This is a genomic window from Psychromonas ossibalaenae ATCC BAA-1528, from assembly GCF_000381745.1.
Taxonomy (GTDB): domain Bacteria; phylum Pseudomonadota; class Gammaproteobacteria; order Enterobacterales; family Psychromonadaceae; genus Psychromonas; species Psychromonas ossibalaenae.
Window position 1 is genome coordinate 64,749 of sequence record NZ_KB906988.1, and the last position, 12,843, is coordinate 77,591.

General features: G+C 43.9%; 12 protein-coding genes and 1 pseudogene. 5 read left to right on the forward strand and 8 right to left on the reverse strand.

Translation table 11 applies throughout. The annotated features are described in order from the left end of the window. Position 1: 1 nt before the first annotated feature. From mraY to mraZ, 7 genes are read right to left on the reverse strand one after another with little or no spacing between them, the layout of a single operon-like run. On the reverse strand, positions 2 to 1,084 hold the full coding sequence (gene mraY, locus G327_RS0112030; RefSeq protein WP_019615033.1) for a phospho-N-acetylmuramoyl-pentapeptide-transferase: 1,083 nt from the start codon (positions 1,082 to 1,084) through the stop codon (positions 2 to 4). 44 nt (positions 1,085 to 1,128) lie between these two features. Beyond that, positions 1,129 to 2,562, reverse strand: a complete 1,434-nt coding sequence (locus tag G327_RS0112035) for a UDP-N-acetylmuramoyl-tripeptide--D-alanyl-D-alanine ligase (RefSeq protein WP_019615034.1) — start codon at positions 2,560 to 2,562, stop codon at positions 1,129 to 1,131. Next, positions 2,559 to 4,082, reverse strand: coding sequence for a UDP-N-acetylmuramoyl-L-alanyl-D-glutamate--2,6-diaminopimelate ligase (gene murE / locus G327_RS0112040; RefSeq protein ID WP_019615035.1), 1,524 nt, complete (start codon positions 4,080 to 4,082; stop codon positions 2,559 to 2,561). The genes G327_RS0112035 and murE overlap by 4 nt, the downstream gene beginning before the upstream one ends. Then, positions 4,082 to 5,920: a peptidoglycan glycosyltransferase FtsI gene (locus tag G327_RS0112045; protein ID WP_019615036.1), complete on the reverse strand. Its 1,839-nt coding sequence runs from the start codon at positions 5,918 to 5,920 to the stop codon at positions 4,082 to 4,084. Before G327_RS0112045 ends, murE begins: the two co-directional genes overlap by 1 nt. Next, positions 5,917 to 6,240 (reverse strand): cell division protein FtsL, encoded by a 324-nt coding sequence (gene ftsL / locus G327_RS0112050; protein WP_019615037.1) that lies wholly within the window; start codon positions 6,238 to 6,240, stop codon positions 5,917 to 5,919. The genes G327_RS0112045 and ftsL overlap by 4 nt, the downstream gene beginning before the upstream one ends. Beyond that, positions 6,233 to 7,180 carry a 16S rRNA (cytosine(1402)-N(4))-methyltransferase RsmH gene (gene rsmH / locus G327_RS0112055; protein WP_019615038.1) on the reverse strand — a complete coding sequence of 316 codons (948 nt, stop codon included), beginning with the start codon at positions 7,178 to 7,180 and terminating at the stop codon, positions 6,233 to 6,235. Before rsmH ends, ftsL begins: the two co-directional genes overlap by 8 nt. Further along, positions 7,180 to 7,638, reverse strand: a complete 459-nt coding sequence (gene mraZ / locus G327_RS0112060) for a division/cell wall cluster transcriptional repressor MraZ (RefSeq protein ID WP_019615039.1) — start codon at positions 7,636 to 7,638, stop codon at positions 7,180 to 7,182. The genes rsmH and mraZ overlap by 1 nt, the downstream gene beginning before the upstream one ends. Before the next feature lie 304 nt (positions 7,639 to 7,942). Here mraZ and rsfS point away from each other — a divergent pair, with 304 nt between their 5' ends. From rsfS to G327_RS0112085, 5 genes are read left to right on the forward strand one after another with little or no spacing between them, the layout of a single operon-like run. Beyond that, a complete protein-coding gene (gene rsfS, locus G327_RS0112065; protein ID WP_026339342.1) occupies positions 7,943 to 8,269 on the forward strand; it encodes a ribosome silencing factor in 327 nt (108 codons plus the stop codon). Further along, positions 8,269 to 8,739 (forward strand): 23S rRNA (pseudouridine(1915)-N(3))-methyltransferase RlmH, encoded by a 471-nt coding sequence (rlmH, locus tag G327_RS0112070; protein ID WP_019615041.1) that lies wholly within the window; start codon positions 8,269 to 8,271, stop codon positions 8,737 to 8,739. The genes rsfS and rlmH overlap by 1 nt, the downstream gene beginning before the upstream one ends. A gap of 3 nt (positions 8,740 to 8,742) precedes the next feature. Then, positions 8,743 to 10,623 carry a penicillin-binding protein 2 gene (gene mrdA, locus G327_RS0112075; RefSeq protein ID WP_019615042.1) on the forward strand — a complete coding sequence of 627 codons (1,881 nt, stop codon included), beginning with the start codon at positions 8,743 to 8,745 and terminating at the stop codon, positions 10,621 to 10,623. A gap of 2 nt (positions 10,624 to 10,625) precedes the next feature. Next, complete coding sequence (gene rodA, locus G327_RS0112080) at positions 10,626 to 11,726, forward strand: rod shape-determining protein RodA (protein ID WP_019615043.1); 1,101 nt, start codon at positions 10,626 to 10,628, stop codon at positions 11,724 to 11,726. Between the two features lie 7 nt (positions 11,727 to 11,733). Then, positions 11,734 to 12,507, forward strand: a complete 774-nt coding sequence (locus G327_RS0112085; protein ID WP_019615044.1) for a septal ring lytic transglycosylase RlpA family protein — start codon at positions 11,734 to 11,736, stop codon at positions 12,505 to 12,507. A 35-nt stretch (positions 12,508 to 12,542) separates the two neighbouring features. On the opposite strand, the pseudogene G327_RS27185 reads toward G327_RS0112085, so the two are convergent. Next, positions 12,543 to 12,843 (reverse strand): annotated as a pseudogene (locus G327_RS27185) (IS4 family transposase); the annotation flags it as partial.

A 12,843-nucleotide genomic window follows, 5' to 3' on the forward strand; every position in this document is an offset into this window, starting at 1 on the left:
ATTAACGTACCTTTAATGTCACAAGTCCGATCAATACCAGCACTATGGTAATGATCCAGAAACGTACAATTACACGTGGTTCCGGCCAGCCTTTTTTCTCATAGTGATGATGGATAGGTGCCATTCGGAAAATACGCTGTTTACGCATCTTATAAGAGCCGACCTGCAGAATAACCGACACAGTTTCTAAAACAAAAATCCCGCCCATAATGACTAACAGTATTTCCTGGCGGACCAGCACCGCAATAACACCTAATAACGCGCCTAATGCTAACGAGCCGACATCGCCCATAAAGACTTGTGCCGGATAAGTATTGAACCACAGGAAACCTAAACCGGCGCCGACAATTGTTCCGCAGATGATCACCAGTTCACTGGCTTTTGGGATATAAGGAATATATAAATAATGTGCATAATTTACATGACTGGTTAAATAAGCAATTAATGCAAAAGCGGCCGCCACCATAACAGTCGGCATAATTGCCAGACCGTCTAAACCATCAGTTAAGTTAACCGCATTACTGCTTCCGACCACAGTGAAGTAGACTAGAGGAATAAATGCCAGACCAAGATAAGGCATATATTCTTTAAAAAACGGCATAACAAAAGTAAGTTCAGCAGGTGTTGAAGCCGTACTGACAAGCACCACAGCAAGCACTAAAGCCGCCACCGACTGCCAGAAATATTTCCAGCGGGCAATCAAGCCGTCAGGGTGTTTACGTACCACTTTCAGGTAGTCATCCATAAAACCTATCGCACCGAAAGCCAGCGTTGTAAATAATACAATCCACACGTAATGGTTATCTAAACGAGCCCACAGCAAAGTTGACAGGGTAATAGAAGCAAGAATTAAAATCCCGCCCATAGTGGGTGTGCCCGCTTTACTAAAGTGGGATTCGGGACCATCATCACGAACAATCTGCCCTATCTGCATTTTCTGTAAATAACGAATCAGTTTCGGTCCCGCCCATAACGAGAACACCAATGCAGTTAACACCGCCAGCACCATACGTACTGACAGGTAAGTAAATACATTAAAAAATCTAAAATATTCCGAAAGTAACTCTGCTAACCAGACTATCATTGGTATTTCCTATTTATAACTTATGTTATTTATTATTCTAATAATTACGATTTTGGGCTCAGCGACTGCTTGATGAAAGTCACAATCTCTTCCATTTTTGCCCCGCGAGAGCCTTTAACCAGAACGGTCAGTTTATCGTGTTTGTGTAATATTTCATTTTCTAAGTAATCTTTTAACTGCGTTTTAGTGTCAAAATGAACAGCTTTCGCTGTGCAGTTTGCCTGGAAAGCTGAACAGGTCCGGCTGCTGAAGCGGCCCACAGTTAATAAGCCGTTAATGCCCTGCTCTGCTGCATATTTCCCAACAGAAAGGTGCTCCTGTTCGCAGTAATCTCCAAGTTCCGCCATATCGCCTAAAACTAATAACCGCTCACCGGCATAGCAGGCCAGCAAATCAACCGCGGCTTTCACAGACGCAGAATTAGCATTATACGTATCATCAATCAGGGTGACTAATTCATTAACCTGACTGCTGTTAACCCGCCCGCTAACCTCGGCTGCCGAAGCCAGTCCATGTTGAATAACATCCAGACCGCAGCCTAATGCGCAGGCCATAGCGGAAGCGGCCAGCGCATTGCTGATATTATGTTTACCTGCTAAATTTATCGACACAACGGTGGAGCGCAGTGAGTTTTGTTCACGAACATTCAGGGTGAATGTTGCTTTACCGAGAGAGTCAAAGCGAATACCAGAAGCAAATACACAAGCACTGGTATCACTCTGTGAAAAGGTCAGTATTTCAATTTCAAAAGGTAATTCATTTAACTGCTGTAGATACTGGGCGGCAAAGCTGTCATCTAGATTGACCACTGCTGTACCGTTTTCAGCAAGGCTCTGCCAGATTTCACCTTTTGCCTGCGCAACACCGGCAATTGAACCGAAACCTTCTAAATGTGCCGGCATAACATTATTAATAAGCGCCACATCGGGTTTACTCAGCGAGGCGGTATAAGCGATCTCACCCTGATGATTGGCACCTAATTCGACCACTGCAAAAGTATTTTGTTCAGTTAAGCGCAATAAAGTTAACGGCAGACCGATATCGTTATTAAAATTACCGGCAGTCGCCAGTACTGCATTATCAGACTCGCTGAAAACACGTAAAATTTGACTCAATAACTCTTTGGTGGTGGTTTTACCATTACTACCGGTGATAGCTGCGCACTTTAATCCCGCGATTTTCTGCTTAACATATGCAGCTAACTGACCAAGTGCGATACGTGTATCTTCAACTAATATTGAAGGTAATGTAGCAGCCGACTGCTGATGCACGAGCAGCAGCGCAGCCCCTGCATTTTCAGCCTGCAGCAGAAAATGATGAGCATCAAACGATTCCCCCTGCAGGGCGATAAACAGATCACCGCGTTTTATTGAACGCGTATCGGTGGAAACCGAGTTAATTAAAATATCCTCTGCCGAGGCATTGATAATTTTGCCCTGTGTCGCCTGCGCTATTTCACTAAGTCTTAATGAAATCATAAATCGGCCTTATTATTTTTATTATAGGTACATTGTAACGAGGCTAATAACGCTCGGTCACTATAGAATATCCTTTGTTCACCAATGATCTGATAATCTTCATGTCCTTTTCCGGCTAATAAAACAATATCACCGGGCAAGGCGTTATCAAGCAGATCTAATACTGCTTCTTTACGGTCATGAATCACTGTAACTCGAGCAGGGTTGTTAAAACCTTTTAAAATATCCTGCATAATCTGCTCCGCAGATTCGCTGCGCGGGTTATCATCAACTAAAACAACCTTTCCTGCAAAATTTTCAGAAACTTTTGCCATTTCAGAGCGTTTCCCTTTATCTCTATCCCCTCCGCAGCCGAATACGCAAATTAACCGTCCAGTTTTTTTATGCTTTTGTAAAGCGGTTAAGGCTTTTTCCAAAGCATCCGGTGTATGGGCATAATCGACAACAAAAGTAATATCATTATTCGGAAAATAATATTGTTCCATACGTCCCGGCACAGCATTTAACCGTGGAAAAACAGCTTCTGCCTGCTTTATAGATATATTTTCAGCTAATAACTGGGTTAATACCGCCGCGAGATTCGACACATTAAAATCACCGTAAAACGGTGCTGAAATTAAACCTTGCCCCCAGGATGACTGGAATGAAAAATTAATACCCTGACCGTGATATTCAACCTGCTCGATACGCAGATAACGCTGCTTTGTTAACATTTCGGCGTTAAAACCAAAGCTTATCGCATCCGGGAAATCTTTTAGCCACTGGGCTCCCGTCGCATCATCGGCATTAATAAAGCGCTGTTTGACTGGAAAGTGTTCAAATAATGCTTTCTTGGCTAATTCATAGTTCTCCATCGATCCATGGTAATCCAGGTGATCACGGGTCAAGTTGGTAAAAATGGCACTATGAAAAGGCAGCGCACTAACCCGTCCCTGAGTTAAACCATGAGAAGACACTTCCATTACCGTGTAATCAACATTTTTCTGCTGATAATCATTTAGCTCAGAAAAAACTGAAATGGCATCCAGGGTGGTATTTAAACTGCTTTTAAGCTTTCCGAATAATCCGTTACCTATGGTGCCCATCTGTGCACTTTGCTTACCTAATATATTCCAGCAGTTCGCCAGCAGAGTCGCAATAGTGGTTTTACCATTGGTCCCGGTAACGGCAATCACTTTATGTAAGTTCTGCTCCGGAAAATAAAAGCGGTATGCAAGTTCACTTAACATGTCTGATAACTGATAAACCTGAATTACCGGGACATTACCCTGCAGCGTGATTAAACCGTGCTGACCGCGCTCTTTTGTTTCGGATAAAACGGCACTCGCACCACACTCAACAGCTTTGTCGATAAAAGTACGGCCGTCCAGCTGCGCTCCCTGCAGGGCGGCAAACAGGCAGCCATCTTTTATTTCACGGCTGTCCAGCGTTAAGCCGGACACCAGAGTATTATCAAAATCAACATCTAACCATGGGGACAACAACACAGTTAATGAGAGTGATTGCGGTTTTTCAGACATTATTGATTAGACTCCAGCAGGGTATAGCGTTGATCTGTATCATCATCGGGGCGTACATGCTCTAGTAAAAGTGCACTTTTCATCACCGCTGAAAAGACCGGAGCAGCGACATCCCCTGCATAATAACTGTCCCCCTGCGGCTCGTTGATCATCACCGCAATAGCAAAGCGCGGTTCACTGGCTGGTGCCAGCCCGGCAAATACAGAAACATAATCATCACCATAACCACCGGCTTCGGCTTTACGGGATGTTCCCGTTTTACCGGCAATACGGTAACCGTCAACTTTTGCCTTGCGGGCCGTGCCGCCCTGTTTACTGACGCCTTCCATCATATGTACAATCTCACGCGCGATATTTTCAGGTATCACCTGCTCACCTTCACCGGGGTCAGGATTCTTTAAAATTGATAACGGATATTCTTTTCCGCCGCCGCCTAAAATAGCGTAGGCCTTTGCCAGCTGCAGCGTAGTGGTGGTGAAAGCATAACCAAAAGACATGGTTGCCAGCTCAAAGTCAGACCAGCGCCTGCGCAGCGGTAAAATTCCGACACTTTCTCCAATTAAACCTATGCCGGTATCATTACCAAAACCAAAATCTGCAAAAGTCTGCTGCAGTTGCCCAGGCTGCAGCCGAAGTGCCAACTTACTAACCCCGATATTACTGGATTTTTTCAGGATCATCGCCAGATCTATCTTACCGTAATTGCGGCCGTCTCGAACCCGGCGTCCGCCGATATGCATCCAGCCCGGTGAAGTATCAATAATTTCATCAATATCAGTTTTTTTATTCACCAGCGCACTAGCGATCACCAGAGGTTTTACCGTTGAGCCCGGTTCAAACGTATCTGTGATGGCACGGTTTCTTAATTTATAGGGCTGGTACTGACTGCGGTCATTGGGATTAAACGACGGATAATTAGCTATTGCATAAATCTCACCGGTATTAACATCTAAAACAACCACGGAGCCGGATGTCGCTTCATGTATTTTTACCGCTCGTTTTAATTCACTGTAGGCAACCGCCTGAATTCGCTGATCAATACTGAGCTGCAGGTTACCAGCGGCCTTTTTAACTTTAAGTACTTCGATATTATCAATAACATTGCCAAGGCGGTCTTTACGTACACGTTTCTTACCCGTCTGCCCCTGCAGGAAGTTATTATAACTTTTTTCAATACCTTCGATGCCCTGTGCATCAAGATCAGTCAGCCCCAGAATATTGGCATTTATTTCACCGGTAGGATAAAAACGGTGCGACTCCAGCTGATTGGAAATACCAGCTAGTTTCAACTGCCTGATATAATCAACAATGGGTTTATTGACCTGTCTTTTCAGATAGGCAAAACGCGAGCCGGGTTTTTGAATAATCTCGGCAAGCTTGTCAACTTCAATGTCTAATACTTCAGCAAGTGCCGGCCATTTTTTAGATTCATAAAAATACTTTTTTGTATGTACTTCACTGCCGTTACGCGGATTAATTTCAATACTCGCATCCCACTCTTCACGGGTAAATGCAAAAACCTTTTTAACTGTTTTAGGATCAACCCAGATTGCATAAGCAGGTACGCTGATAGCCAGCTCTTCGCCGTTACGGTCTTCAATATTACCGCGATGCGCAACCGACTGGGTAATTCGTAAACTGCGCTTATCCGCTTCCCGGGTTAGATACTCCGGCTCGATAAGCTGTATATAAGCAAGGCGGCTGATCAGCGCAGCCGCAATACAGGCCACCACAATGGAAACCAGCCGATAGCGCCATGAAGAAAAGGTCGCATATACTTTTTTCTTTTTGGTCTGCCGGCTTACTTTCGGCTTTGATAAATTCCGTTTTATTTTCATGGAAGTTCCACTAACACACTATTATTATTTGTCGGCTGCGACATAGATAATTTTTTAACCGCAATTCGTCTGATGCGACTATGTTCATCTAACGTATGTTCTTCAATTAACAGATTACGCCACTCAATCATTAAGTTATCTTTCTGTTGCGATAATTGCTCTTTTTCAGTAATCAGCTCGCGTGTTTCATGCGTTGTATAGATGTTATAAAACGCACTTAACAAGATAGCAGCAGAAAGCAGAACAGCGGCAAAATTTCTGCGTAAATCAGCAAGAATCAGATACAATAAATTATCACGAGAATGACTCACATTAGTCATTCTCTGGTTGTGCAATCTTCTTAGCAACACGTAATACTGAGCTACGCGCACGCGCATTTTCTTTAATTTCCGCAGCACTCGGTTTTAATGCTTTGCCGACTGACTTCAGTGTTTTACCAAACTGCATCTGTGCATCAGTCAAAGGCAGCCCCGGCGGGTATTGACGCCCTTTTTCCTGTTTACGAATAAAACGTTTTACTATCCGGTCTTCCAATGAGTGGAAACTGATAACAGAAAGCTGTCCGCCAACAGCCAGGATCTCCAAAGCACCGTCTAACACTTTATGGATCTCTTCTAACTCACTGTTGACATAAATCCGGATAGCCTGAAAACTGCGGGTTGCCGGATGTTTTTTCTTTTCTCTTTTAGGACAGAGACGTTCAATTAACTGCGACAGCTGCAGAGTACGCAGAAACGGCGTTTCTTCACGATCGGCAACAATTGCACGCGCAATCCGGTAGGCAAATTTTTCTTCTCCGAAGGTTTTTAATACCCAGCCGATGTCATCTGCATCAGCTTTTGCCAGCCAGTCAGCGGCACTGATACCGGAAGTCGGATCCATGCGCATATCCAACGGGCCGTCACGCATAAAACTGAAACCACGTTCAGCATCATCAAGTTGAGGCGATGAAACACCAAGGTCTAACAGTACTCCGTCAATTTTCCCCTGCAGCCCTAATTCTTTTACATAATCTGCTAAACCGGAGAAAGGTCCATGCACAATAGTGAAGCGCGAATCTTCCTTCATCAATTCATGTCCGGCCGCGATCGCACGCGGATCCCTGTCGATAGCGATTAAACGCCCGTTCTCACCAAGCTGTTTTAAAATATGGCGGGAGTGTCCGCCTCGACCGAATGTCCCGTCTACATAAGTACCATCTTTTTTCAGTGCTAAGCCGTTTACAGCTTCATCCAGCAATACTGTGATATGTGCAGTCATTACAGTGAAAACTCCTTCAGTCGTTCGCTTAAATCGTCACCCGCAGGTAAACCTTGTTGTAAATCTTCTTGTACTTGCTGGTTCCACATATCTTCATCCCACAATTCAAATTTATTTAACTGCCCGACCAGCATTACTTTTTTTTGTAATTTTGCATGCTGTCTTAATGTTGGAGCAATTAAGGTACGCCCGCCTTTATCTAACTCACTCTCTGCCGCATATCCCAGAATCAGTCTCTGCAGACGACGCTCTTGCGGGTTAGTACTTGATAAAGCACGTAATTTATTTTCGATTAATAACCATTCGTTTAGCGGGTAAAGTAATAGACATGGTGACTGCAGATCAATAGTGCATACAAACTGGCCCTGACAGGTATCCGTCAGCCAGTCACGATAACGTGTTGGAATCGCAATTCTGCCTTTTGTATCAATATTTATTGCACTCGCACCACGCAGCATAATTATTAAAATCCAGGATCAATGTTAATGAAATAGACACAAATATAAGACAAAAGATCCACTTTTATGCACATTTCCCCACTTTTAGATCAGGAAGTCTAATAAAGTGCACCGTTATTGCAAGTAAAGGATCTGCTTTTTTTGCGATTTTACTCACAGAAAGTCTATTAATGCGTTCAAACTTGCTTTAAATTAAGTTACATGCGAAAAAGTGAAATTATCATCAATAATGGCATGGCAGAGGGAGGTCATGTTATACTGCTCAATTATTCAATTTTTAACCTATTTATTAAAGGAACTTCCTTTGCAAGACGAACAACTAAAACAATTTGTTTTACAACAACTTGAAGATATGAAAGCGAAAGACATCTCAATCATTGATGTTTCTGAAAATTCAGATGTAACGGATACCATGATTATCTGCACCGGCAGCTCAAAACGTCACGTACGTTCAGTTGCAGAGCAGACTGCACTGGCGGCGAAAAATGAAGGCGAAGCACCTTTAGGTATTGAAGGTTTAGAAGGAAGCGAGTGGGTACTACTAGACTTAGGTAATGTAGTGGTTCACGTTATGCAGGACGAGACACGTCAATTCTACCAGCTTGAAAAGCTTTGGGAACAGTCTGCTTAATGAAAATTCAGTTAATCGCAGTGGGCACAAAAATGCCCGACTGGGTTGAAAAAGGATATCAGGAATATGCTCGACGCTTCCCGAAAGAGATGCAGCTGGAGCTGCTCGAAATAAATGCCGGGAAGCGCGGTAAAAATGCCGATATAAAGCGCATTTTAAAAAAAGAGGGTGAATTAACCCTGGCGGCTATTCCTAAAGGTAACAAAATTGTCACTTTAGAAGTAACCGGTAAAGCCTGGACCACAGAACAACTGGCCGGTGAGATGACTAAATGGCAGCTGGACGCCAGAAATATCAGCTTGTTAATCGGCGGCCCTGAAGGGCTGGCTCCGGAGTGCATTGCCCTGTCGGAACAGCGCTGGTCATTGTCGGCACTAACTCTGCCGCATCCTTTAGTTCGTATTATTGTTGCCGAAAGCTTATACCGCGCTTTTACACTGACCATTAACCACCCTTATCACCGAGAGTAGTAAGTGGCAAAAAAACGTGTAAGCATAAGAAACCACTCTGCCGAATCCGCTCTTTTTATGCGCCGTACGTTAGTGGTTTTTATCGGCATTGTTTGTGCCATCGGTATATTAATCAGCAACCTCTACTACCTGCAGATAAACTCTTATAATGCCTATAAAACCCGCTCTAATGCGAACCGTATCAGTGTGCAGACGGTGCCGCCCAACCGCGGGCTTATTTACGATCGCAACGGTATAATTCTCGCCGAAAACCGCCCGGTTTACAGCCTTAATGTCATTGTCAGCAAAACAGAAAATTTACAGGAAAACATTCAGGATCTGAAACAGTTATTATCATTAAGCGACCAGGAAGTTGAAAATTTCTTCAAGAAGAACCGTTATACGCGTTCCTTTAAGGCGATTGTAATTCGCGATCAGTTAAACGAAGAAGAGGTTGCCGCTTTTACTGTCAACCAGCACAAATTTAAGGGTTTTTCTATCCAGGCAAGTTTAAAACGCTTTTACCCTTTTGGAGATGCCTTTACCCATGTTCTCGGCTACATTGCCAAGATTAACAGCGGTGATCTGCAGCGGCTGGATGAAGCCGGTAAAAGAGCCCGTTACCGCGGCACCAATTACATTGGTAAATTAGGTATTGAAAAAAGTTATGAAGATTTACTGCACGGACAGCCGGGTCAACGCCAGGTTGAAGTAGACAGCTGGGGTAAAGTAATCCGTACCCTGAGCTTCACTCCGCCGGTTCCAGGAAAAGATCTGCAGCTGCACATTGATATTAAGCTGCAGCTTAAAGCGCAGAAACTGCTGGCAGGACGCCGCGGTACTATTATTGTAATGGATGCCAGAACTGGCGGTATCTTAGCCTTAGTTTCCAGTCCGAGTTACGATCCGAATCTTTTTGTGCAGGGGATCAGCAGCAGAAAATATCAGGAGCTTATCCAGTCAAAAGATCGGCCGTTGATTAACCGTGCGACACAAGGGCGTTACCCGCCGGCTTCCACAATAAAGCCGCAGATGGCTTTAGCTGCATTAGACAGTAATGTCATCACTGAAAAAACCAAGGTCTATGATCCCGGCTGGTGGTCTATCCCGAACACTAAACACAAATTCCGTGACTGGAAACGTTGGGGGCGCGGTATGGTTGATGTTTATTACGCCATAGAGGACAGCAGCGATACTTTTTTCTATGACACCGCCTACAAGCTCGGCATCGATAGAATCAATCCGTTTATGCGCAAATTCGGTTTTGGTGAATACAGTGGTCTGGATATTGGTGAAGAGACAAAGGCGATTATGCCCTCTCGAGACTGGAAAAAAGCACGCTTTAAAGAGCCCTGGTATGACGGTGATACGATTTCTGTCGGTATAGGTCAGGGTTACTGGACTGTTACCCCCATCCAGCTAACTAAAGCGACGGCAATTTTAGCTCGACGCGGAGATGTTATTGAACCGCATATTCTGCAGTCTATTATATCTGCTGAAGGCGCTTTTCCTCCGCCTCAGCAGTCTAAAGAGCCGATAAAATTACAAGATGAAAATTACTGGGATATTGCACTTAATGCGATGTACGGGGTAGCTAAGACCGGTACCGCACGGCGCGCATTTTCTTCCGCTTCCTACAGCATCGGCGGTAAATCAGGTACGGCACAGATAATCAGCATTAAAAAAGATGAAGTTTACGATGCGGATAAAATAGATGAACGCCATCGTGATAATGCAATGTTTGTTGCATTTGCCCCGTTTGAGGAGCCTGAAATAGTCACAACTGTTATTTTAGAAAATGCCGGCGGCGGCAGCAGCCAGGCGGCTCCTATCGTACGTGCGTTATTTGATGAGCATTTTGATCATTTAACACCAACTTCGACTGTTAAGTCACTAGGCCTTTAATCATGGTTAGCACCCAAGCTCAGAAAAGTATTTTCTATCGTTTACATATCGATCCGTATTTATTACTAGGCATCTTTTCATTAATGGGATTAAGCCTGACCGTCCTATATTCAGTGGCCGGTTATGAGATGATCATCAGGCAGCTTATCCGCTTAGGTATTGCCCTGAGTGTCATGCTTATAATGGCGCAGCTTACACCGGAATTTTACCAGCGCTGGGCACCTGCTGTGTTCATTATCTGTGTGCTGCTGCTAGTTGCAGTATTAGTTTTCGGGCACACGGGTAAAGGAGCACAACGCTGGTTAGACCTGGGATTTACCAAGTTTCAGCCGTCGGAAATCATGAAGCTGATCATGCCCTTTATGGTGGCGTATTATGTCAGCCAATATACACTGCCCCCGCGCTTAAAACACACTTTTATCTCTCTGCTAATTGTTATTATTCCAACGCTTCTGATTGCTAAACAGCCGGATTTAGGCACCTCAATTTTAGTGGCTTCTTCGGGTATATTCGTACTTTTCCTTTCCGGTATTTCCTGGCTTTACATAGGGGCAGCTGTCGCCGCCGTGCTCGCATTTGTCCCGGTTCTGTGGTTCTATTTAATGCATGACTACCAGCGCGGCCGCGTATTAACCCTGTTCAACCCGGAGGCCGATCCGCTAGGTGCGGGTTACCATATTATCCAGTCTAAAATTGCCATCGGCTCAGGAGGGTTATGGGGTAAAGGCTGGTTAGACGGTACTCAGTCACAACTTGAATTTCTACCCGAACGACATACCGATTTTATCTTTTCAGTTTTCTCAGAAGAGTTTGGTTTTGTCGGCATTCTGCTGTTATTAACTATTTACCTGTTAATAATAGGGCGCGGATTATGGATTGCTAATCAGGCGCAGGACGCATTCACAAAATTAGTTGCCGGCAGCATCACCCTAACCTTCTTTGTATACGTATTTGTTAATATCGGTATGGTCAGCGGCATATTACCTGTAGTAGGAGTACCGCTTCCTTTAATCAGCTACGGCGGGACTTCGATTGTTACCCTGCTGGCCGGTTTCGGCGTACTAATGTCAATCAATACTCACAAACGTTTTAATACTAAGTAAGAATAATATGACCCTATTTAAAGCATTATCGACACTATTCCTAATACTGACGCTTCAGGCGTGCAGTTCACCGGACAGCCGCTATCAGTTTAAAGATGATCATAGACCTTCTGATATTCCGCCTCTGAACCATGTTGAAGATGTCAACCCGCGTTATGAACCCTACTCACGAGGCGGTAACAAAGACTACAGGGTGCGTGGAAAAGACTACAAAGTACTGAAAGGTATTACTGAATTCAATGAACAGGGATATGCTTCCTGGTACGGCAATAAATTTCATGGTCATCTGACCTCTAACGGCGAGCGCTATAATATGTTTGCCATGAGTGCCGCACATAAAAACCTGCCTTTACCAAGCTATGTGCAAGTCACTAATTTAGAAAACAATAAACAGATTATTGTACGTGTTAATGATCGCGGCCCGTTTCATGAAGGGCGTATTATCGATCTTTCCTACGCGGCGGCACAAAAACTGGATGTGCTGCAGTCAGGCACGGCAAAGGTAAAAATTAAATTATTACATTTCAGCAAAGAAGAAGATTCGGCCAATAATTTTAACGGTTTGTATTACATTCAGTATTTAGTGACTTCGCTGCCCGACAAAGCCGATGATTTAGGCAGAAAATTAAGCGATTCTCTACAGGTTAACAGTTTATTTGTTAAAGAAAATCAACAGTATAAATTACGTTTAGGGCCCTTCAAAAGCCCCCTAAAAGCGCAGGAATTACTGGCCGAAGTGCAGGCTGATTACCCTAACGCTTTTATTATCCATAATAAATAAAAATACAAAAAAGCCTGCAGAAAGCATAATGCCGTTCACTTAAGGTGAACGGCATTTCTTTTTTTAAGCGGGTAGCCATTTTTTGAACATTTCAATTCTCGGGGGGAACGCCTCTCTCGCCTTGCTGGCAAAACAAATTGTTTCGCACTTTTTGTTATATTCATCACATGCTTTGGGATATTTCCTGGTGAGCAAAATGGCAACATCGTTAACTCGTAGATAATATGCATGGATGCACCATGAAAGCTTAGTTGGTTAGGATGTATTCCATCGAGTGACTTTGCCATTAATACCATTTGATAACGTATTAAGTTATACGCTAATAATATCCCCCAT